Origin of the sequence: Streptomyces yatensis (assembly GCF_018069625.1) — a bacterium.
Taxonomy (GTDB): domain Bacteria; phylum Actinomycetota; class Actinomycetes; order Streptomycetales; family Streptomycetaceae; genus Streptomyces; species Streptomyces yatensis.
On the sequence record NZ_CP072941.1, the window covers coordinates 3,861,212 to 3,881,761 of the forward strand.

Here is a 20,550-nt window from a genome sequence, read left to right on the forward strand (position 1 = left end):
GATGTCCGCCCACGACTGGCGAAAGTCCTCGTACAGCTCCGAAGGCAACGCCTGCCTCTACCTCTCCGCACCCGACAACACCACCATCCGGCTCCGCGAGAGCGACGAACCCGAGACCATCCTCACCACCACCCCCACCGCCCTGAGCGCCCTCATACGCAGCGCCAAGGCCGGGAGACTCGACCACCTCGGCACAGCTTGAGATGGATGACGCCGGTCACCGGGCCCTGACGGAAGGGGCCCGGTGACCGGCGCGATTCGGCCGGATGTGCGCGTCAGACGTACGTCAGACGTAGAGGAAGCCGCCGGGGACGGTGACGGTCCCGTTGGCCGTCACCAGCGTGACGGTCGCGTTGCCGGGCACCCCGGCCGGGGTGACGCCGGTGACCGTGGTGGCGGTGGCGGCCACGCTGGTGGCGGGGACGCCGTTGAACAGCACGCTCAGCACGCCGCCGAGGTTGGTGCCGTTGATGGTGAACGCGGTGCCGCCGGCGGCGGGGCCGGTATTGGGCGTGATGTTGGTGGGCGCCGGGGCGGGCGGCGCGACGAAGTAGGTGAAACCACCGGGGACGGTGGCGGTCCCGTTGGGGCCGCTCAGCACGACGGCGACATTGCCGCCCGCGGGCGGGCCCGCCGGGGTGATGCCGATCAGGCTGGTCCCGCCCGGGTTGATGGTCAGGATGGCCGACGGGACCCCGCCGAAGGTGACACTGGTGACGCCGGTCAGATTGGTGCCCGTGATCAAGTACAGGGTGCCGCCGGTGGTCGGTCCCACGGTCGGGGTGATGGAGACGGCGGTGGGCGGCGTCGGCGCCACATAGGTGTACACCTGGCTGTTGCTGGTGCCGGCGGTCGTGGTGACCAGGACCTGGACCGGCCCGGGCGCGTGCGGCGGGGCTATCACCACCACGATGTCGTTGGTGGGGTTGCCCGGCCAGCCGCCTCCGGGCCAGCCACCGCCGCCCCAGCCGCCGCCCCAGTCACCATCCCAGCCGCCGCCACCGGAACTGCTCTGGCTGACGATCTGGGCGGGCACACCGCCGAAGGTCACGCTGATGACGTTGCGCAGGTTCTGCCCGTAGAGCTGGACGAGGTTCCCACCGGCGGCGGGACCCGAGTTGGGCGTCACGGACAGCAGCAACGGCGGCCCCACCTGGGACGGGGGCCAGTTGGCCGCGGTGGGGGCGGCGGTCGCGAGAGCGGTCGAGATCATGGTTGGTCCTCCCGGGGAAGGGTTCGGGTGAGAGGCGCCGACGGCATGCCGATGTCGTGGGCAGGCCGCTGGTCAACGCCTTGTCGTCGCCGCGCGGTCGAGGCGGGCGCGGTGGAGGCAGGCCGGCACCGGAGGAACGGAAAGCCGCCGGGCGGCCGGTCAGGGCGCGGAATCGATGCGCCGGATGAGAGCGGAGCTACGGGACGAACGCCCGGCTCCTGGCTGGCCTACGAGGTATGGGGCACCCTCGGCGGCACGTTTCCAGTTATCCACGCCGACCCCCATCGCTCAAGGTTCCGGGGCTGCCATCACTCGTTTGGCGCATCTGGGCGCGCCTGGCGGCGAGCTTGTATGACAAGCGCTCCGCTATTCGGGGGAACGCGCGGCCGGACTATGGTCTGCCGTCCTCCACCGTGCCTCTAATGAGTGACATCGGCAGTGCCAACCCGTGCGGGACCACCCGGGGAGGGAGCGATCCGATGAGCCTCGCCGCATTCCTCCTCGCCCTCGGCACCACCTGCCGTATCACCCGTTTCATCACCAAGGACACGCTGGCGGCGGGGTTCAGGACCTGGGTCGCCGACCGCTTCGGCGACGACTCCCGGCCCACCTACCTCGTCAACTGCGGCTGGTGCACCAGCACCTGGGTCGCCGGCGCCATCGCCGTCTACGCCTCCTTGCTGCACACCACCGCCTGGTTCCTCCTCCCGGCCACCGCCCTGACGCTCTCCTACCTCGCCGGGCTCGCCTCGCGGTGGCTGGACTGACACCGACCTGTACTGGGCTCGAGCCTGAACTGGGCTCGAGGGAGACTCGAGGGAAAGGAACGGCAGCCATGGCCTGCAACTGCGGCGGAGGGGCGCGTGGCCCGCGACCCGTTGTCGTCTATGAGTTGACGCTGCCGGACGGCACGGTCCGGCGCTATTTCACCTATCAGGAGGCCGACGCGGCCAACAAGCGCGCGGGCTCCACCGGAGTGATCAACACCGCCGTCCAGTGACGCCGAAGACCGGCGCGTGACCGCGTGACGGCGAAGACCGGCGCCAGACGCATGGCGGGCCCGCTGTCAGTGGTGTGCGGCAGACTGCGGCCATGGACATCACGATCAGGCGGGCGCAGGACGCGGAGCTGGACGGAATCGGCGAGCTCACCGCGCAGGTGTATCTCGGGGACGGGCTCCTGGACTTCGGGGACAGTGATCCATATCTCACCACCCTGCGCGACGCCCGGCGCCGGGCCGCCGAGGCCGAGCTGCTGGTCGCGGCGGACGCGGCGAGCGACGAGGTGCTGGGGGCCGTGGCGTTCGCCGTGTACGGCGGGGCGTATGCGGAGCTGGCCCGGCCCGGCGAGGGCGAGTTCCGGATGCTGGCCGTGCGGGCTCAGTCGCGGCGGCGCGGGGTGGCCGAGGCGCTGGTGCGCGCCTGCCTGGACCGGGGGCGCGCGCTGGGGCTCGAGCGGATCGTGATCAGCAGCCAGCGGTCCATGACCGCCGCCCACCGGCTGTACGAGCGGCTGGGGTTCGTGCGGGCCCCGGAGCGGGACTGGTCGCCGATAGCCAAGCTGGACCTCACCCTGTGGGCGTTCACGGTGGAGCTGTGACGACCGGTGCCGCGCGCCCTGGGCCATGGGCTCGTGTGCGCGCCGGGCCACGGGCCGCCACGGGCCCCAGGTCACGGGCCACCTCCGGAACGCACTAGCACATTCATACGAAACTCCGCACCTCGCGACACAAGATATGGGGGTGCGTGCGTCGGCCGACACAAGATGTATGCTCGTCCTCGCTGTCGCCGCAGGGGAATCCGGTGGGAATCCGGAACTGTCCCGCAACGGTGTACGTGTGCGCTTATGCGGCGTGCCCGTAAGTCCGAGCACCTGCCGACGGCCCTGTGTGAACACGTCCCCCGGCCTCGAGGGTTGGGCCGATGGACGCTGCGTGGTGTGCCCGACGTACGAGGAGTGCGGCATCGGCATGCCCGTACGCGCCCATCGCACCTCCCTCGTGGCCCCGGCCGAGCGAGGGAGAGCACCTCAGTGACCATCGCGCCCGCAGATCCGGTTTCAGAGCAGGCGGTTTCTCAGGCAGCGCATGACGCGCCCGGAACCGCCCTGCTGCGGATCCTCACCGGACTCACCGCCGACCTGCCCGCCACCGACCCCGGCAAGGTCGCGGCCGCCGCCCTGCGCGGCCGCCATCCCGGCTCGGACGAGGCGGAGTTGCGTGACCTGGCGACCGAGGCCGCGGCCGGGCTGATCGCCGAGGAGCCGGAGTACTCGCGGCTGGCCGCGCGGCTGCTGGCGCTCACCATCACGGAGGAGGCGGCCGGGCAGGGCGCGGTCTCCTTCTCCACCTCCGTCCAGGTGGGCCACCGCGAGGGCCTGCTGGCCGACTCCACCGCGGAGTTCGCCGCCGCCCACGCCGCCCGGCTGGACGCACTGGTGGAGCGGGCCCTGGCCGACGGCGCCGACAAGCGCTTCGGCTACTTCGGACTGCGCACCCTCTACAGCCGCTATCTGCTGCGCCACCCGATCACCCGTCAGGTGATCGAGACCCCGCAGCACTTCCTGCTGCGGGTGGCCTGCGGGCTCGCCGAGGACCTCTCGGAGCGGGCGCTGGACGATGTGGCCGAGCTGTACCGGCTCACCAGCACGCTGTCGTATCTGCCCAGCTCCCCCACGCTGTTCAACTCCGGCACCCGGCATCCGCAGATGTCGTCCTGCTATCTGCTGGACTCGCCGCTGGACGAGCTGGACTCGATCTACAACCGCTACCACCAGGTGGCCCGGCTGTCGAAGCACGCGGGCGGCATCGGCCTGTCCTACTCCCGTATCCGGGCCCGCGGTTCGCTGATCCGGGGCACCAACGGGCACTCCAACGGCATCGTGCCGTTCCTGCGCACGCTCGACGCCTCGGTGGCCGCCGTCAACCAGGGCGGTCGGCGCAAGGGCGCGGCCTGCGTCTATCTGGAGACCTGGCACGCGGACCTCGAGGAGTTCCTGGAGCTGCGGGACAACACGGGCGAGGAGGCCCGTCGCACCCACAACCTCAACATCGCCCACTGGATCCCGGACGAGTTCATGCGCCGGGTCGAGGCGGACGCCGACTGGTCGCTGTTCTCCCCGGTCGACGCGCCCGCTCTGGTGGACCTGTGGGGCGATGAGTTCGACGCCGCGTACCGGAAGGCCGAGGCCGAGGGGCGGGCGGTCAAGCAGGTCCCGGCGCGGCAGCTCTACGCCCGGATGATGCGCACCCTCGCGCAGACCGGCAACGGCTGGATGACGTTCAAGGACGCCGCCAACCGCACCGCCAACCAGACCGCCGAGCCCGGCAGGGTCGTCCACTCCTCGAATCTCTGCACCGAGATCCTGGAGGTCACCGACGACGGCGAGACCGCCGTGTGCAACCTCGGCTCGGTCAACCTCGCCGCCCACCTGGACGAGGACGGGCAGGTGGACTGGGAGCGCCTGGACGCCACCGTCCGCACCGCCGTGACCTTCCTCGACCGCGTGGTGGACATCAACTTCTACCCCACGGACGAGGCCGGGGCCTCCAACTCGCGCTGGCGCCCGGTGGGTCTGGGCCTGATGGGGCTGCAGGACGTCTTCTTCCGGTTGCGGCTGCCGTTCGACTCGCCCGAGGCCAAGGCGCTCTCCACGCGGATCTCCGAGCGCATCATGCTCGCCGCGTACGAGGCGTCCTGCGAGCTCGCCGAGCGCCACGGCCCGCACCCGGCCTGGTCCGAGACCCGCACCGCGCGCGGTGTGCTGCACCCGGACCACTACACGGACGCGGTGGCCACCTGGCCGGAGCGCTGGGAGGCGCTGCGCACCCGGATGGCGAAGTCCGGGATGCGGAACTCGCTGCTGCTGGCGATCGCGCCGACCGCCACCATCGCGTCCATCGCGGGCGTGTATGAGTGCATCGAGCCGCAGGTCTCCAACCTCTTCAAGCGCGAAACGCTCAGCGGGGAGTTCCTGCAGGTCAACTCCTATCTCATCGACGACCTCAAGAAGCTGGGCGTCTGGGACGCCCAGACCCGCGAGGCGCTGCGCGAGGCCAACGGCTCGATCCAGGAGTTCTCCTGGGTGCCCGCGGACGTACGGGAGCTGTACCGCACCGCGTGGGAGATCCCGCAGCGCGCCCTGATCGAGATGGCGGCGGCCCGCACCCCGTACCTCGACCAGAGCCAGTCGCTGAACCTCTTCATGGCCTCGCCGACCATCGGCAAGCTCAGCTCGATGTACGCGTACGCCTGGAAGCGCGGCATCAAGACCACGTACTACCTGCGCTCGCGACCGGCCACCCGGATCGCCCAGAGCGCCCGTGGCGGCGGCGCCGCGACCAACGCCCCCGCCCCTGCCCCCATCCCCGTTCAGCAGGCTCCGGCCGAGGCCGACGCCATCGCCTGCTCCCTGGAAAACCCCGAGTCCTGCGAGGCGTGCCAGTAACCATGAGTGACACCAAGAACCTGCTCGACCCGGGCTTCGAACTGACTCTTCGGCCGATGCGGTACCCGGAGTTCTACGACCGCTACCGCGACGCGATCAAGAACACCTGGACCGTGGAGGAGGTCGACCTCCACTCCGACGTCGCCGACCTCGCCAAGCTCTCCCCCGGAGAGCAGCATCTGATCGGCCGACTGGTCGCCTTCTTCGCGACCGGCGACTCCATCGTGGCCAACAACCTGGTGCTGACGCTCTACAAGCACATCAACTCCCCCGAGGCGCGGCTGTATCTGTCGCGGCAGCTCTTCGAGGAAGCCGTGCACGTCCAGTTCTATCTGACGCTGCTGGACACCTACCTCCCCGACCCGGACGACCGCGCCGCGGCCTTCGCCGCCGTCGAGAACATCCCCTCCATCAGGGAGAAGGCGGAGTTCTGCTTCCGCTGGATGGACTCGGTGGAGAAGATCGACCGGCTGGAGACCAAGGCGGACCGCCGCCGCTTCCTGCTCAACCTGATCTGCTTCGCGGCCTGTATCGAGGGGCTGTTCTTCTACGGCGCCTTCGCGTACGTGTACTGGCTGCGCTCGCGCGGGCTGCTGCACGGCCTGGCGACGGGCACCAACTGGGTGTTCCGCGATGAGTCGATGCACATGGAGTTCGCCTTCTCGGTCGTGGACACCGTCCGCGAGGAGGAGCCGGACCTCTTCGACGACGAACTCCAGCAGCAGGTCACCGACATGCTGAAGGAGGCCGTCGAGGCGGAGCTGCAGTTCGCCCGCGACCTGTGCGGGGACGGGCTGCCGGGCATGAACACCGCCTCGATGCAGGAGTATCTGCAGTGCGTGGCCGACCAGCGCCTGCAGCGCCTCGGCTTCCCCGCGGTCTTCGGCTCGGAGAACCCGTTCTCCTTCATGGAGCTGCAGAACGTCCAGGAGCTGACCAACTTCTTCGAGCGCCGCGCCTCGGCGTACCAGGTCGCGGTCGAGGGGTCGGTCGCGTTCGACGACGACTTCTGATGCCACGGGGCGGGAGCCGACACCACAGGGCGGGAGCCGACACCACAGGGCGGGCGCTGACGCCACAGGGCGGGAGCCGACACCACAGGGCGGGAGCCGACACCACAGGGCGGGAGCCGACACCACAGGGCGGGAGCCGACACCACAGGGCGGGAGCCGACACCACAGGGCGGGCCGGACCCCGCGTGGGTCCGGCCCGCCCTGTGAGGTAGTACGGCACCCTCAGTCGTTGGGCACCGTCTCATAGCGGGCGGTGCCCTCGGCCATCTGCTTCAGCACATCCTTACGGTCGCGCTTGGACAGCCGGTCGATGTACAGGTAGCCGTACAGGTGATCGGTCTCGTGCTGCAGACAGCGCGCGAAGTAGCCGGTGCCGCGCACCGCGATCGGCTCGCCGTCGAGGTCCTGGCCGCGCACCACCGCGTAGTCGGGGCGGGCCAGCTCCATGTAGGCCGTGGGGACGGACAGACAGCCCTCATTGGAGTCGTCCAGCACCCGGCGGTCGGCGGGCAGCTCCTCCAGCACCGGGTTGCACACCACGCCCACATGGCGAACGCCCTCGTCGTCCATGCAGTCGTAGACGAAGACCTTGAGGTCGACACCGATCTGGTTGGCGGCCAGGCCCACGCCCTCCGCCGCCCGCTGGCTGGCGAACATGTCGTCGACGAGCCGCGCCAGCTCCTCGTCGAACACGGTCACGTCCCGGCACTCCTTGTGCAGGACCGGGTTGCCGTACACGGTGATCGGGCGGGCGGTGCCGCGCTCACGGAAGGCCCGCTCACGCTCCTCGCAGTCCTCCGTGTCCACGATGAAATCGTCGACCACCTGCTGTTTCGTCCCTTGCTGCGACATCGTCCGCCGTGTGCCTTCCCTCAACCGTGATGCGTCGCCCTACAGGGTACGGGCACGACGCGGTCGGGCGCGGTGCGGTTACGCACTGTGAGCGGGCCTCCACGGGCCCTGGGTGGGGTCTTTCCCCTCCCCGCCCCTTCCCGTAACCAGGGGGCTCCGCCCCTGGACCCCGGCTGCCGAGGAGCCGACCGTCACGGCAGCGGATGGCCGGGCAAAGCCCCGCGCCCATCCGGGCCACCCGGCCGGAGTCTGAGACGGAGCCGCACATCAATGCTCCGGGAAGGGGCGAAGCCCCAGGCCGGGGCTGGGGGCGAAGCCCCGATCCGGGGCCGGGGGCAGAGCACCGATCCGGGGCCGGGGGCGAAGCCCCAACCGGGACCCCGGGCCGAAGCCCCAACCCGGCGCCCGGGGGCAGAGCCCCAAACCGGGGCCCGGGGCGGAACCCCAAACCGGGGCCGGGGGCAGAGCCCCAAACCGGGGCCCGGGGGCGAAGCCCCAACCGGGACCCCGGGCCGAAGCCCCAACCCGGCGCCCGGGGGCAGAGCCCCAAACCGGGGCGGGGGGCAGAGCCCCAAACCGGGGCCCGGGGCAGAGCCCCAAACCGGGGCCCGGGGGCGAAGCCCCAAACCGGGGCCCGGGGGCGGAAACCCCAAACCGGGACCCGGGCCGAAGCTCCAGCCCGGGGCCCGGGGCAGAGCCCAAACCGGGGTCGGGGGCGGAACCCCAACCGGGGCCGGGGGCGAAACCCCAACCGGGACCCGGGGCGAAACCCCAAACCGGGACCCGGGGCGAAACCCCAAACCGGGACCCGGGGCGAAACCCCAAACCGGGACCCGGGGCGAAACCCCAAACCGGGACCCGGGGCGAAACCCCAAACCGGGACCCGGGGCGAAACCCCAAACCGGGACCCGGGGCGAAACCCCAAACCGGGACCCGGGGCGAAACCCCAAACCGGGACCCGGGCGAAACCCCAAACCGGGACCCGGGGCGAAACCCCAAACCGGGACCCGGGGCGAAACCCCAAACCGGGACCCGGGGCGAAACCCCAAACCGGGACCCGGGGCGAAACCCCAAACCGGGACCCGGGGCGAAACCCCAAACCGGGACCCGGGGCGAAACCCCAAACCGGGGCGGGGGGCAGAGCCCCAAACCGGGGCCGGGGGCGAAGCCCCAAACCGGGGCGGGGGGCGGAGCACCGGGCCGGGGGCCGGGGCGGAGCACCGGTTTCGGGAAGGGGCGGGGTGGGGAACAGCCCGCCGCAGGCGTCACCGCCCGCCGATCCCCCCACCCCCAGGCCCCCAAGGCACCGCCAGCCCCCAGGCGGTCAGCAGACCTCTTCCAGATCCCGCCACTCCCGCGTGTCCGGGCTATCCGCGACCCACCCGTCCAGCAACCCCCGCACCAGCCCCCCAGGCGCCGCGATCCCGCATTCGCGCTCGGGGACCCACAGCGAGCCGGAGCCCGCCATACGGTGGCCCAGCGGCCCGGGGTGGCCCGGTTCGCTGTGGTCGTGCGGATCCAGATGCTCGCCCTCGCCCTCGTCGCTGGGCATCCGGCTCTCCGAGCAGGAGCGGCACAGCAGCCGCACCGACGACGACCAGTCCTCGGCCGCGAAGCCCGCGTCCGCCGCGAGCCGCTCCAGGGCGTCCCGGTCGGCCTCGGTGGCCGCCTCCAGCAGCACCACCCAGGTCGGCACCGGGGACGGCGCCCACAGCTCGATCTCGTCGAAGACCGGGTACGAGGGGCCCGCGGAGGTCACGCGCTCACCGTGCGGTACGCCGTCGTGGAGCACCACCTCGCCCCAGCGCCGCCCGGACGACGGCAGCGGGATGGACAGCACCTCGAGCCGGGCGGGGTCCAGCCGGCGGCCCCAGACGACCTCGGCCTCGCCCTCCGGGGACAGCCTTACCGCCGCGCTGCCCAGCTCCATGCCGAGCGGCTCCCCGGACGCGGACGCCTCTCCGGGCACCTTCAGCCCGTACGCCTGCCAGGCGCGGCGGGCCAGCGGCCAGTCCTGCAGCGCGGTGGCCGCGATGCCCACGTTCCACCAGTCCGGAGCGCCCGTCTCGCGGTCCAGCAGCGCGACCGCCCGCAGCCCCGCGGCGCGCGCCTGCTCCCAGTCGTGCCGGAACTTGTGCAGCAGCGCCAGGTTGAACCAGGACTCCGACAGCCACGGCTCCAGGTCGGCGGCGCGGGTCAGCAGCGCTCCCGCGTCCTCGTACCGGCCGTCGCCGATGAGCGTGAACGCACGGTCCGTGGCCTGCCGCCATGAGGCGGACGGCCGGTGCCGTACCTTGCCGAAGATCTTCACGATTCCCGCCTGCCGGTATCGAAGTCGTCCCGTACCAGATGCCTTCGCGGACGGCGTCGCCCTCCCTCGAAGACAACCTGCCACACATTCGCGGACATCTCAGCCCGGCCCCTCACCCTCCGGCCGGGATGCGAAGCCCTCCACACCTCCTTGCCACCGGCCATTCGGCCTGGCACCCCTCTCCTCGCATCCAACCATGCCCCTCCGGAGCCCCGCTCATTACCGGCGAGTTCTCAGTTCTCAGTTCTCACCGGGGGCCGGCCGTACACCTGGCGCGACAGCACCGTGGCGAGCGTCTCGACCACGATGGGGTCGAAGTCGCGCGCCGTGGCCAGCCGCAGCCGCTCCAGGGCGCGCAGGGCGGCCGCCCCGGCCGCCCCTTCGGCCCCGGGCCCGCTGACCAGCTCGGTATACGCGTTCACCGCGCGCACGATACGCGCGGCGAGCGGCTGCTCGCGGTACGGGTCCGCCTGGCGCTCCACGACCTGTGCCACCTCCGCGGGTACCCCGGTCTGGCGGACCACAGCGCCGCCGAGCAGCGCGATTTTGCGCTGCTCGGCGGCGGGCAGCGGCTCGGTGGCCCCGGCGGGCACCGGGTCCACCAGTGACAGCTGGCCGATGTCGTGCATCAGCGCCGCGTATTCCAGCACGGTCAGCCGCGGCTCGGAGAGCCCCAGCTCACGCCCGACCGCCCGGCTGAACGCGGCCACCTCACGGGCGTGGCCCGTCGGGGTGTAGCCGGCTATCTCCGTCGACCGGGCCAGGGAGGCGATGGTCTGGCGGTAGGTGGCCCGTATCCCCGCGTAGCGGCGGTAGGAGTACTGGATCAGCAGCAGCGGCACCGCCAGCACCGGCACCGGCCACAGCCCGGCGACGGCCACGGTGAGCGGCATCACCACCGCGGTCGCGCAGACCGCCGCCGCCACGCCCGGCAGCGACCGCAGCTCGTCGCGGAGCAGCGGTCCGTAGGGCCAGCCGGTACGGGCGCGGGCGAGCGCGGCGGCCAGGACCGCGTCGCACAGGGCGGTCAGGGCCAGCAGGGCGAGCAAATAGCCGACGAGATACGGGCTGTGGCCGAACCAGGAGCCCAAGAGGCCGGTCCGGTGCAGCGGTTGGAAGCAGACGGCGGCGAACGCGACGGTCAGCACCCGGCGGGCGGTGTGGCCGGGGTCGACCGGGCAGCCGAGCGCCAGCGGCGCCACAAGGCCCGCCAGGGAGGCGGCCACGACGACGGTGACCACCTGGAGGACACCGTGTGTGGTCGGCTCCCCGCCGAGCCGCCCGAGCAGGGCGTAGCCGAGGGCGCCCGCGGCGGCTACGGGCGCGGGCTCCCCACGCGGATCGGGCACCCCGCTGCCCCCCGGAAGCGCGGGGGGAGCCTCCACGCACCGGATCGCCTCCCCCACGGCGATGAGCGCCCCAAAGGCGAGCGCCGCCTCCGGCTGCCGCACCCCGTGCCACTCGGTCCACACCAGCGCGACCACGGCAAGCGCCCCGGCCGCGCCGTACACGGCGACGACGGTAAGGCCGCCATGACGGCGCCCCGATATCCGCTCCCGCGCCGCCACACCCTTCTCGCAGCCGCTGCGGCCACTCCCGCCCCGGCTCCCCCAGCGGACGCCCACGCCCCGTTCGCGGTAGTCGGCGCCCCGGCTGGCCTTACGGACACCCGCGCCCCGGCCCGCTCGGCCGACGCCCGCGCCGCCCTTACGGATGCCCTCGCCGCGGCGCGCCCCGCGGGCGCCCGCACTGCCCTTACGGACAACCGCGCTCCGACCCTCTCCGCGGACGCCTGCGGCCTGGGCTCCCATACGGACGCCCGAGCCTGGGGCTCCCTGGCGGACGCCCGAGCCCCGGCCTTCCTCGGCGGCGCCCGAGCCCCGGCCTTCCTCGGGGAGGCCCACACCACGGCCGTTCCCGCGAACGCCTGCGTCACGGCCCGCTTGGCGGGCGCCTGCGCCCTGGTCTCCCCCGGGGACATCCGCAGCGGGGCCACCGCCCGCGTCGGCGGCCGCGGGCCGGGCTTCCTCATGGGCGGTCGCGGGCTCGCCTTGCTGTCGGCGGGCGCGGTGGAGGGCTCGGTCGTGTCGTTCCGCGAGTCGGCCGAGGCTGCCGCGGAGGGCGTTCGGGAGGCGGGGGGCGGCCGGTGCCGGGACGGGGCGGACCGCCCTGGACGGCCACTGGGCCGCGCTCTCATCCCGGTCGCGCGGTCCGGGGCGGGCCGTGCCACGGGCCTCGCCGCCGTCCCCGGCTTCTGGGGCGTCCGGGGCACCCGGGGCTTCCGGCGGGCCCGGGACGTCCGGCGCACCCGGTGCCTCTGGGGCACCTGGCGGGGCGGGCTCTCCCCCGGCCCGTGCCGGGGCCGTCCCGGGAGTGGGGCCCTGCTGGGTGGCGCGGTGCGGGCGCCACCCGGGCCGGGGGGCCCGGCCCGGGCCGTCCGGGCCGGGCGTGACGGGCGGTTTCTGGGTGGGGGTGGGGCCCATGTCCCACCGCCGAGGCCGGGACGGGGCCTCCGGCGCGTCCGGAGCACCCGGCGGCGCATCCGCCACGCCCGGGGCACCCGGCTCTCCCCCGGCCCGTGCCGAGGGCGTCCCGGGGGCGGAGCCGCCCGAAGCGGCGGGGCGAGGGTGTCCGTCCGAGCCGCCGGGCTCGGTGGGCGGGTGCTGGGTGGGGCTCATGGCGCACCGCCGGGGCCGTCGTGGCCGTCGTGGCCGGGGCGGAGGTCGGGGGCGTCTGCCGGGCCGGGGGCCGCCGCGCGTACCAGCGGTGGCAGCTCCAGCGGCGGGCTCAGGGGATCTGGCGGGACGTTTCCGCGCTCCTCGGGGGCGTCCGCGGTGACCGCAGCATGCCAGCCGTGGCGGTCCAGGGCGGTGCTGAGAGCCCGCACCATCCGGGGGTCGAACTGCGAGCCCGCACACCGCTTCAGCTCCTCCACGGCCGTGTCCACCGGCCGGGCCCTGCGGTACGTACGCGTCGAGGTCATCGCGTCGAAGGCGTCCGCCACCGCGACCACCCGGGCGAACTCGGGGATCTGCGCCCCGGCGAGCCCGTACGGATAGCCGCTGCCGTCCAGCCGCTCATGGTGGTGGAGGATCGCGGCCCGCGCCTCGCCCAGGAAGCCGATGCCGCGCACCATCTCGTCGCCGTACTCGGGGTGGAGCTCGATCACCCGGCGCTCATCGGGGGTGAGGGGGCCGTTCTTCCGCAGCAGCCGCGTCGGCACGCCGAGCTTGCCCACGTCGTGGAGGATGCCCGCGATCCGCACCGCCTCCAGCCGGTCGCCGCTCATGCCCAGCTCGCGGGCGATCATCGCGGAGGCCCGGCCGACGCGCTCGCTGTGGCCCCGGGTGTAGCGGTCCTTGATGTCGACCGCCTGGACCAGGGCCCGGATGGTGGCCTGATGGGCGGCGCTCTCGCGGCGGTAGAGCACGAAGCCGCAGGCGCAGACGTACATCGGCAGCAGCACCAGCAGGGCCGCCGCCGGTCCGTAAGGGCTGCGCCAGAGCACCGCCATGGCGAGCGCGGCGGGCCCGTGCACCAGATACGGGGCGAGCGCGCCGGGCAGCCGGCCGCACCAGGCGGCGCGCGGGGAGTGGCGCTCGGCGGTGACCAGCACCCCGCCCTCCAGGGCGGTGGCGGTCAGCCCCAGGACGAGCGCGGCGGCGACGGCGGCCACCAGGGCGTACGCGAAGCCGGGCGTACCGGATGCCTCGGCGGCGGCGAGCCGCACAGCGGGGTCCTGAGCGCCGCCACCGAGCTCCCACAGGGCGCCGAGGGCCCGAGGGCCGTCCAGAGCCGCGAAGGCGCACGAGGCGGCCCAGACGGCCAGCGAGAGCCGTGCGGCGCGCCAGGCCCGCCGCGCCCCGGCCGGGGGCCGCTCGACGCGGGCGAGCAGCGCACCGGGCACGGCGACCAGCGCCGCGGCGGCGGGCGGCAGCAGAAAAGCCCCGGCCAGAAGGACGGGGCTGCACCATTCGGGCCAGCGGGCGCGGACCCTGGAACCCACCGCGTGCACCACGGCGAGCAGGGCGGCCGTGGCCCAGGGGACGGCCGCTCCGGGCCGTACGGCCGGGGCGGCGCAGAGCCCCCCGGCGAGCACGGCGCACAGGACATAGGCGCGCGCCCCATGGGGAAGTGCCCGCACGGTGTTCTCCTCCCCATCCACGTCCGTTGCGCCGCCCCTCCAGGACGGGGGCGGGTCAGGTGGTTGGGGAGCTTAGGCCGGACTGGGGCGGATGAGATCGGAGGGACTGTCCGATTACACCCCTTCGAGTGATGATCTGATCACCGAAGGTGGGACCGGGAACCCGCCCGGCTCGTCGAGGAACGCCCGGCCGGTCGAGGACCGGCGGACGGTCGATCGACGGACGGTCGAAGGACAGTCGCCAACGGACAGCCGATCGACGCACGGTCATCGACTGACGATCCACCGGCGCTCAAGGCCGGGGGCGCTCCTGGGCGGGGCGCACGCCTGGGCGGACGCCACTCCTAGGCGTAGGTCACTCCTAGGCGGACGTCACTCCTAGGCGGAGGTCACTCCTGGGTGCTGGTCGGAGCGTTCGTCTCCGCGGTGACCTCACGCTCGGGCACGACCTGCCCGGCGCGGATCAGCTCGATCCGCCCCATGACCTTCGAGCGGAGGTCGCTGGGCACGTCGTCCTGGCCACAGCACCGCTTGACGAGCTTCTTCACGGCCTTCTCGAGGCCGTACTTCTCCAGGCACGGAGAGCACTCGTCGAAATGCACCTCGAACTTGGCGCAGTCGCCGTCCGGCATTTCGTGGTCGAGGAACTCGTAGAGGTGATCGAGAACCTCGGAGCAGTCCGTCTCATGCGGCTCTCCGCAGCTCATGAGTCCGCGCCTTTCCGATCGTGCGACTCGTCCGCCCCGGCGGCCGCGCCCGCGGGGACCAGCCCGCGCCCACGGGCGTAGTCCTCCAGCAGATCGCGCAGCTGGCGGCGTCCACGGTGCAGTCGGGACATCACCGTACCGATGGGTGTACCCATGATGTCCGCGATCTCCTTGTAGGCAAAGCCCTCGACGTCCGCGAGATAGACCGCGATGCGGAACTCCTCGGGGATGGCCTGAAGGGCTGCCTTGACGTCGGAGTCCGGCAGGTGGTCGAGGGCCTGCGACTCGGCGGAACGAAGACCGGTCGACATATGCGACTCGGCGCGCGCGAGCTGCCAGTCCTCGATCTCCTCGGCCGCGCTGCGCTGGGGCTCCCGCTGCTTCTTGCGGTACGAGTTGATGAAGGTGTTGGTCAGGATGCGGTACAGCCACGCCTTGAGGTTGGTGCCCTCGCGGAACTGGTGGAAGGACCCGTACGCCTTGGCGTACATCTCCTGCACCAGGTCCTCGGCGTCGGCCGGGTTCCGCGTCATCCGCAGCGCGGCCGAGTACATCTGGTCCAGGAAGGCAAGGGCGTCCCGCTCAAAGCGCGCGTTACGCTCCGAGGACGTCTCCTGTGACCGCTCGACCGGCTCTCCCTCGGTAACGCCGTCGGTCCCTGCGTCGGTCCCAGTGACCTGACCCACCTCCTCCAGCTTCGCGTCGGGTCCGGATGTGGACCCGCTCGAATCGGAGAATAGACGACGATCCGGTGCGCCCGCCGCTCCGATCTTCACAGCCTGTGCCGCCTGCAGCTGCGACCAGTCGAGGTCAGCGCCGTGCGGACGGGCCGGGCAAGCAAGCGAACCCATGCGGGGAACTCCCTTTCCTCGTATTCCGCGTATCAGTGCCTCTTACACGGTGAGTACCAACGGCCCTTACAACACGCGACCCGTCCGTCGCATTCCCGCGCCCGGCGCCGGGCCCCGCCTCCCTGGGCCGACGCCCCGCGCCGGGCCCCGCCTCCCTCTGGGCCCCCAGGTCAGGCCAGGGCGCGGGGCAGCCAGTCGGCGACGGCGCCGGTGATCAGGGCGAGCGCCGCCGGCTCGTCGAGGTCCGCCGATTTCGGCAGGGCGAAGCCGTGATCGCCGTACGGCACCGTCACGAGCTCCATGTCCACGGGCAGCTCCGGGAACTCCTCCGGCCGCCCGAAGGGGTCCCGGCCGCCCTGGACGATCAGCGTCGGCACCCCCGTGGCCAGCAGCTCATCGGCCTTGGAGCGCTCCGGCTTGCCGGGTGTGTGCAGCGGGAACGACAGCGCCAGCACGGCCTTCGCGCCCAGCTCACGGGCGGTCCGGCAGGCCACCCGCGCCCCGGCGCTGCGGCCGCCCGCCACGATCGGCAGCCCGGCCTGCTCCAGTGCGGGCCACAGGGCGCGCCATCCGGTGTCCAGGGTCGAGGGCGCGGGCGCGATCTTCTTGCCCGCCACCCGCCACGGCTGCTCGACCAGCGCGACGCTCACCCCGAGCCCGGGGAGCACCCCGGCCAGCGCGCGCAGGTCGCGGGCCTCGATGCCGCCGCCGGCGCCGTGGCTCGCGGCGAGCAGGGCATGGGCGCCGGGCGCGTGGTGCCAGGTGATCCGGGCGTCCCCGGCCGGGGTCGGCACCGTCTCGGTCGTCACCTCGGCCGTCCCCCCTGGGGTATCCGTCTTCTTGGCGGCCATCAGAACAGCGTGCCCTCCTCCGGGGCCTCGAGCTCCTTCAGCAGCTCGGGGCCGTTGTTACGGACATCACTCACCCCGGTCGACACCGGGTAGGCCCGCAGCAGCCCGGAGGGCGGCGGCGCCAGCAGCGGCAGCAGGTCGTCGGGGTCGGTGCGGGCGGGATCCAGCCAGGAGGCCCAGCGGTCCTCGGTGAGCATCAGCGGCATCCGCGGGTGGATCTCGGCGAGCGACCGCGGCCCCTCGTCGTCGCTCGCGCCGCCGAAGGGCTCCTTGTCCGCCTCGGTCGTGATCACCGTGCAGGTCACCCACCACGACCGCGGATGGTCGTCCGGCAGCGTCCGGTCCCGCCAGAACTCGTACAGCCCGGCCAGGGCCATCACCGAGCCGTCCACCGGGGTCACGAAGTACGGCTGCTTGCGGGGCCGCTTGCGCTTGCCCTTCTCCTCCAGCTGCCGCTCCTGCGCCGCGGTGACCCACTCGTAGTAGCCGTCGGCGGGCAGGATGCAGCGCCGGGAGGCGAACGGGCGCCGGTAGGAGGGCTTCTCGTGCACGGTCTCGGCCCGTGCGTTGATCATCTTCGCCCCGCCCTCGGGGGACTTCGCCCAGGAGGGCACGAGCCCCCACTTCAATGTCCTGAGCTGGCGAACCGGGCGCGGCTCGTCGGCGTCTTTGAGGGGGCGTTCGAGCACCGCGTACACGTCCTTGGTGGGCGCGACGTTCCAGTCCGGCGCCAGAGTCTCCTCCGGTTCCCACTTCTCCACTCCGAAGATCCCGACGAGATCCTCCGGCTTCCGGCTCGCTGCGTATCGACCGCACATAGGTGCCACACTGCCACGACCCCTACCGACGCGAGGAGCCGCCCGCACATGGACGCAACGAACGCCGCCGATCTGTGGGACCGAGTGACCGGCGCCCAGCCCGACCCCACCACCTGGCTGGTCGTCTCCACCGGTGTGGTCGCGCTCGCGGTCGTCGTCTTCCGTACCGCCTGGCGAATAGCCCGTAACGCCGTCACGATCGCCCACGAGGGCGGGCACGCCCTGGTGGCCCTGCTCAGCGGGCGGCGGCTGGACGGCATACGGCTGCACTCGGACACCTCGGGGCTGACCGTCTCCCGCGGCAAGCCCACGGGCCTTGGCATGATCCTCACGGCGGCGTCCGGCTACACCGCCCCCTCCCTGCTGGGCCTCGGCGGCGCCTGGCTGCTGGCGGCGAACCACATCACGTTGCTGCTGTGGGGGACGACGGCGCTGCTCGTCGCGATGCTGGTGATGATCCGCAACGCGTATGGCGTCCTTACGGTCGTCATCAGCGGGGCCGCCTTCTTCCTCGTCTCCTGGCTGACCGGGCCGGACGTCCAGGCGGGGTTCGCGTACGCCGTGGTCTGGTTCCTCCTCCTGGGGGGTGTGCGTCCGCCCTTCGAGCTCCAGCGCAAGCGCCGGCACGGGGGCGCGTACGACTCCGACCCCGACCAACTGGCCCGGCTGACGGGCATTCCGGCCGGCGCCTGGCTGCTGCTCTTCCACGTGGTCTCGCTGTGTTCGCTGCTCGCCGGCGGCCGCTGGCTGCTGGGGCTGTGACCCGTACGCATGTCCGGCGCGCCACCCCGGCGCATACTGCGTCGCCCTCCGCGCCCGGTAGCAGCGCCGTGTTTCGACTGGGTTTCGCCACTTTCTATCAAGATTGGCACTCCGGGCGAACCACTAAAGTGAGACCCATGACCGGCATTGAGACCTCCCCGGGCGACCACACCGCCCTCTGGCCCGCTCCGACCGCCGATGGAGCGGTGGACGCGACCGTCACCGTGCCCGGATCCAAGTCGGTTACCAACCGCGGTCTGATCCTGGCCGCGCTCGCCGCCGAACCCGGCTGGCTGCGCCGCCCGCTCCGCTCCCGCGACACCCTCCTGATGGCCGCCGCGCTGCGCGCCATGGGCGTCGGCATCGAGGAGACGGTGTCCGACGGCGCCCTCGGCTCGGGCGGCCCCTCCGGCGGCGGCGAGGCATGGCGGGTCATCCCGGCGGGGCTGCACGGCCCGGCCACCATCGACGTCGGCAACGCCGGCACCGTGATGCGCTTCCTGCCGCCGGTCGCCGCCCTGGCCGACGGCCCCGTCCACTTCGACGGCGACCCCCGCTCCCACGAGCGCCCGCTGCACGGCGTGATCGACGCGCTGCGCGCCCTAGGCGCCCGCATCGACGACGACGGCCGCGGCACGCTGCCGATGACCGTGCACGGCGGCGGGGCACTGGACGGCGGCCCGGTCCGCATCGACGCCTCGTCGTCCTCGCAGTTCGTGAGCTCGCTGCTGCTGTCCGCGCCGCGCTTCAACCAGGGTGTCGAGGTGCGCCACATCGGCGCCGCGCTGCCCTCCCTGCCGCACATCCGGATGACCGTCGACATGCTGCGCGCGGCGGGCGCGCGGGTGGACACCGCGGAGGCGGGCGGCGAGCGGGGCGTCTGGCGGGTGGCGCCGAGCGCGCTGCTCGGCCGCGACCTGGTCGTCGAGCCCGATCTGTCCAACGCGGCGCCGTTCCTGGCCGCCGCCCTGGTCACCGGCGGCCGGGTGACCATCCCGGACTGGCCGGAGCGCACCACCCAGCCCGGGGACGAACTGCGGCGCATCTTCACCGAGATGGGCGGTTCCTGCGAGCTCACCGACACCGGCCTGACCTTCACCGGAACGGGCCGGATCACCGGGATCGACGCCGATCTGCACGAGGTCGGCGAGCTCACCCCGGTGATCGCGGCGGTCGCGGCGCTGGCCGACTCCGAGTCGGTGCTGCGCGGCATCGCGCATCTGCGGCTCCATGAGACCGACCGGCTCGCCGCCCTCGCCAAGGAGATCAACGAGCTCGGCGGGGACGTCGCCGAGACCGAGGACGGACTGCTGATCCGCCCCCGGCCGCTGCACGGCGGGATCTTCCACACCTACGAGGACCACCGGCTGGCCACCGCCGCCGCCGTACTCGGCCTCGCCGTCGACGGTGTCCTGGTCGAGAACGTGGCCACCACCGCCAAGACCCTTCCCGACTTCCCCGGCCTCTGGTCCGGGATGCTCGACGCGACGACGACCTCGGCGCGGAGATCCTGAGAGCCTGGACTCATGCGCCGCTACGGCAAGCACACCGACGAGGATGACGTTCGGGTCCGCCCCAACCGCAAGGGCAACCGGCCGCGCACCAACATCCGCCCCAAGCACGAGGACGCCGCCGAGGGGTTCGTGCTGACGATCGACCGCGGCCGGCTCACGGTCCTGGTCGAGGACCGCACCATCACCGCCATGAAGGCCCGCGAGCTCGGCCGTAAGGGCGTCGTCGTCGGCGACCGGGTCGCGGTCGTCGGGGATCTGACCGGCGACAAGGACACGCTCGCCCGGATCGTACGGGTCGAGGAGCGCACCTCCGTGCTGCGCCGGACCGCCGACGACGACGATCCGTACGAGCGGGTCGTGGTCGCCAACGCCGACCAGCTCGCGATCGTGACCGCGCTCGCCGATCCGGAACCGCGGCCGCGCCTGATCGACCGGTGTCTGGTGGCCGCCTTCGACGCGGGGCTCGAGCCGCTGCTCGTGCTCACCAAGTCCGATCTGGCGCCCGCCGAGGAAATGCTGAAGACCTATGAGCCGCTCGGCATCCCCTTCGTCGTCACCAGCCGTGACGAGCTGGCCGACGGCGACACCGCCGACCGGGTGCGGGAGCGGCTGACGGACCGGATCACGGTCTTCGTCGGCCATTCGGGCGTGGGCAAGACGACGCTGGTGAACGCGCTGGTCCCGGACCGCCAGCGGGCCACCGGCCGGGTGAACGCGGTCACCGGCCGCGGCCGCCACACCACCACCTCCGCGCTGGCGCTGCCCCTGCCGGACACCAAGGGGTGGGTGATCGACACCCCGGGCGTACGGTCCTTCGGGCTGCACCATGTGGACCCGGCGCGGGTCATCCACGCCTTCCCGGACCTGGAGCCGGGCACCGAGGGCTGTCCGCGCGCCTGCAGCCACGACGAGCCGGACTGCGCGCTGGACCAGTGGGTGGCCGACGGCCACGCCGAACCGGCCCGGCTGTACTCCCTGCGACGGCTGCTGGCGACCCGGGAGCGGCGGGAGGGCGACTAAGCGCTCCGCGGGAAGTGCCGCGAGGTGCGGTCGTTCCTCCGCGGCTGT

Annotated in this window: 18 protein-coding genes and 1 riboswitch; of the genes, 9 read left to right on the plus strand and 9 right to left on the minus strand. The window is 72.8% G+C overall.

The window, feature by feature from the left end; all coding sequences use genetic code 11:
- Position 1 precedes the first annotated feature (1 nt).
- Positions 2-202 (plus strand): DUF397 domain-containing protein, encoded by a 201-nt coding sequence (locus J8403_RS15650; RefSeq protein WP_211123723.1) that lies wholly within the window; start codon positions 2-4, stop codon positions 200-202.
- Positions 203-286: 84 nt separating this feature from the next.
- Here J8403_RS15650 and J8403_RS15655 read toward each other — a convergent pair whose 3' ends face one another.
- Entirely contained in the window at positions 287-1,213 is a 927-nt protein-coding gene (locus J8403_RS15655; RefSeq protein WP_211123724.1) for an IPT/TIG domain-containing protein, read from the minus strand.
- A 479-nt stretch (positions 1,214-1,692) separates the two neighbouring features.
- Here J8403_RS15655 and J8403_RS15660 point away from each other — a divergent pair, with 479 nt between their 5' ends.
- The 5 genes from J8403_RS15660 to J8403_RS15680 all read left to right on the plus strand — a co-directional run bounded on the left by J8403_RS15660 (position 1,693) and on the right by J8403_RS15680 (position 6,672).
- Complete coding sequence (locus tag J8403_RS15660; RefSeq protein ID WP_211123725.1) at positions 1,693-1,980, plus strand: hypothetical protein; 288 nt, start codon at positions 1,693-1,695, stop codon at positions 1,978-1,980.
- 68 nt (positions 1,981-2,048) lie between these two features.
- Positions 2,049-2,213 (plus strand): DUF7196 family protein, encoded by a 165-nt coding sequence (locus J8403_RS15665; RefSeq protein WP_014054796.1) that lies wholly within the window; start codon positions 2,049-2,051, stop codon positions 2,211-2,213.
- A 92-nt stretch (positions 2,214-2,305) separates the two neighbouring features.
- The gene (locus J8403_RS15670; protein WP_211123726.1) at positions 2,306-2,812 is read left to right on the plus strand and encodes a GNAT family N-acetyltransferase; all 507 of its coding nucleotides are present in this window, start codon (positions 2,306-2,308) and stop codon (positions 2,810-2,812) included.
- A 137-nt stretch (positions 2,813-2,949) separates the two neighbouring features.
- Positions 2,950-3,107, plus strand: a riboswitch (cobalamin riboswitch).
- A gap of 137 nt (positions 3,108-3,244) precedes the next feature.
- On the plus strand, positions 3,245-5,659 hold the full coding sequence (locus J8403_RS15675; protein WP_211123727.1) for a ribonucleoside-diphosphate reductase subunit alpha: 2,415 nt from the start codon (positions 3,245-3,247) through the stop codon (positions 5,657-5,659).
- Between the two features lie 2 nt (positions 5,660-5,661).
- Positions 5,662-6,672, plus strand: coding sequence for a ribonucleotide-diphosphate reductase subunit beta (locus J8403_RS15680; RefSeq protein WP_211123728.1), 1,011 nt, complete (start codon positions 5,662-5,664; stop codon positions 6,670-6,672).
- 222 nt (positions 6,673-6,894) lie between these two features.
- Here the strand turns inward: J8403_RS15680 and def are convergent, their stop codons facing one another.
- The 8 genes from def to J8403_RS15720 all read right to left on the minus strand — a co-directional run bounded on the left by def (position 6,895) and on the right by J8403_RS15720 (position 17,206).
- Positions 6,895-7,524: a peptide deformylase gene (def, locus tag J8403_RS15685; RefSeq protein WP_059147799.1), complete on the minus strand. Its 630-nt coding sequence runs from the start codon at positions 7,522-7,524 to the stop codon at positions 6,895-6,897.
- Between the two features lie 1,324 nt (positions 7,525-8,848).
- The gene (locus J8403_RS15690; RefSeq protein ID WP_211123729.1) at positions 8,849-9,835 is read right to left on the minus strand and encodes a tetratricopeptide repeat protein; all 987 of its coding nucleotides are present in this window, start codon (positions 9,833-9,835) and stop codon (positions 8,849-8,851) included.
- 233 nt (positions 9,836-10,068) lie between these two features.
- Positions 10,069-11,646 (minus strand): HD-GYP domain-containing protein, encoded by a 1,578-nt coding sequence (locus tag J8403_RS15695; RefSeq protein ID WP_246585855.1) that lies wholly within the window; start codon positions 11,644-11,646, stop codon positions 10,069-10,071.
- A gap of 863 nt (positions 11,647-12,509) precedes the next feature.
- Positions 12,510-13,979, minus strand: a complete 1,470-nt coding sequence (locus J8403_RS15700; RefSeq protein ID WP_211123730.1) for an HD-GYP domain-containing protein — start codon at positions 13,977-13,979, stop codon at positions 12,510-12,512.
- A gap of 389 nt (positions 13,980-14,368) precedes the next feature.
- Positions 14,369-14,686, minus strand: coding sequence for a mycothiol system anti-sigma-R factor (gene rsrA / locus J8403_RS15705; protein ID WP_211123731.1), 318 nt, complete (start codon positions 14,684-14,686; stop codon positions 14,369-14,371).
- A complete protein-coding gene (locus tag J8403_RS15710) occupies positions 14,683-15,372 on the minus strand; it encodes a sigma-70 family RNA polymerase sigma factor (RefSeq protein WP_043235475.1) in 690 nt (229 codons plus the stop codon). Before J8403_RS15710 ends, rsrA begins: the two co-directional genes overlap by 4 nt.
- A 335-nt stretch (positions 15,373-15,707) precedes the next feature.
- The gene (locus J8403_RS15715; protein WP_211123732.1) at positions 15,708-16,388 is read right to left on the minus strand and encodes an alpha/beta hydrolase family protein; all 681 of its coding nucleotides are present in this window, start codon (positions 16,386-16,388) and stop codon (positions 15,708-15,710) included.
- Positions 16,388-17,206: an SOS response-associated peptidase gene (locus J8403_RS15720; RefSeq protein ID WP_211123733.1), complete on the minus strand. Its 819-nt coding sequence runs from the start codon at positions 17,204-17,206 to the stop codon at positions 16,388-16,390. Before J8403_RS15720 ends, J8403_RS15715 begins: the two co-directional genes overlap by 1 nt.
- A 48-nt stretch (positions 17,207-17,254) precedes the next feature.
- Between J8403_RS15720 and J8403_RS15725 the strand changes: the two genes are divergently transcribed.
- From J8403_RS15725 to rsgA, 3 genes are all read left to right on the plus strand, one after another.
- Positions 17,255-17,968 (plus strand): M50 family metallopeptidase, encoded by a 714-nt coding sequence (locus tag J8403_RS15725; RefSeq protein WP_078643485.1) that lies wholly within the window; start codon positions 17,255-17,257, stop codon positions 17,966-17,968.
- Between the two features lie 137 nt (positions 17,969-18,105).
- The gene (gene aroA / locus J8403_RS15730; RefSeq protein ID WP_211123734.1) at positions 18,106-19,482 is read left to right on the plus strand and encodes a 3-phosphoshikimate 1-carboxyvinyltransferase; all 1,377 of its coding nucleotides are present in this window, start codon (positions 18,106-18,108) and stop codon (positions 19,480-19,482) included.
- Between the two features lie 12 nt (positions 19,483-19,494).
- Positions 19,495-20,502 carry a ribosome small subunit-dependent GTPase A gene (rsgA, locus tag J8403_RS15735; protein WP_211123735.1) on the plus strand — a complete coding sequence of 336 codons (1,008 nt, stop codon included), beginning with the start codon at positions 19,495-19,497 and terminating at the stop codon, positions 20,500-20,502.
- Positions 20,503-20,550: the final 48 nt, after the last annotated feature.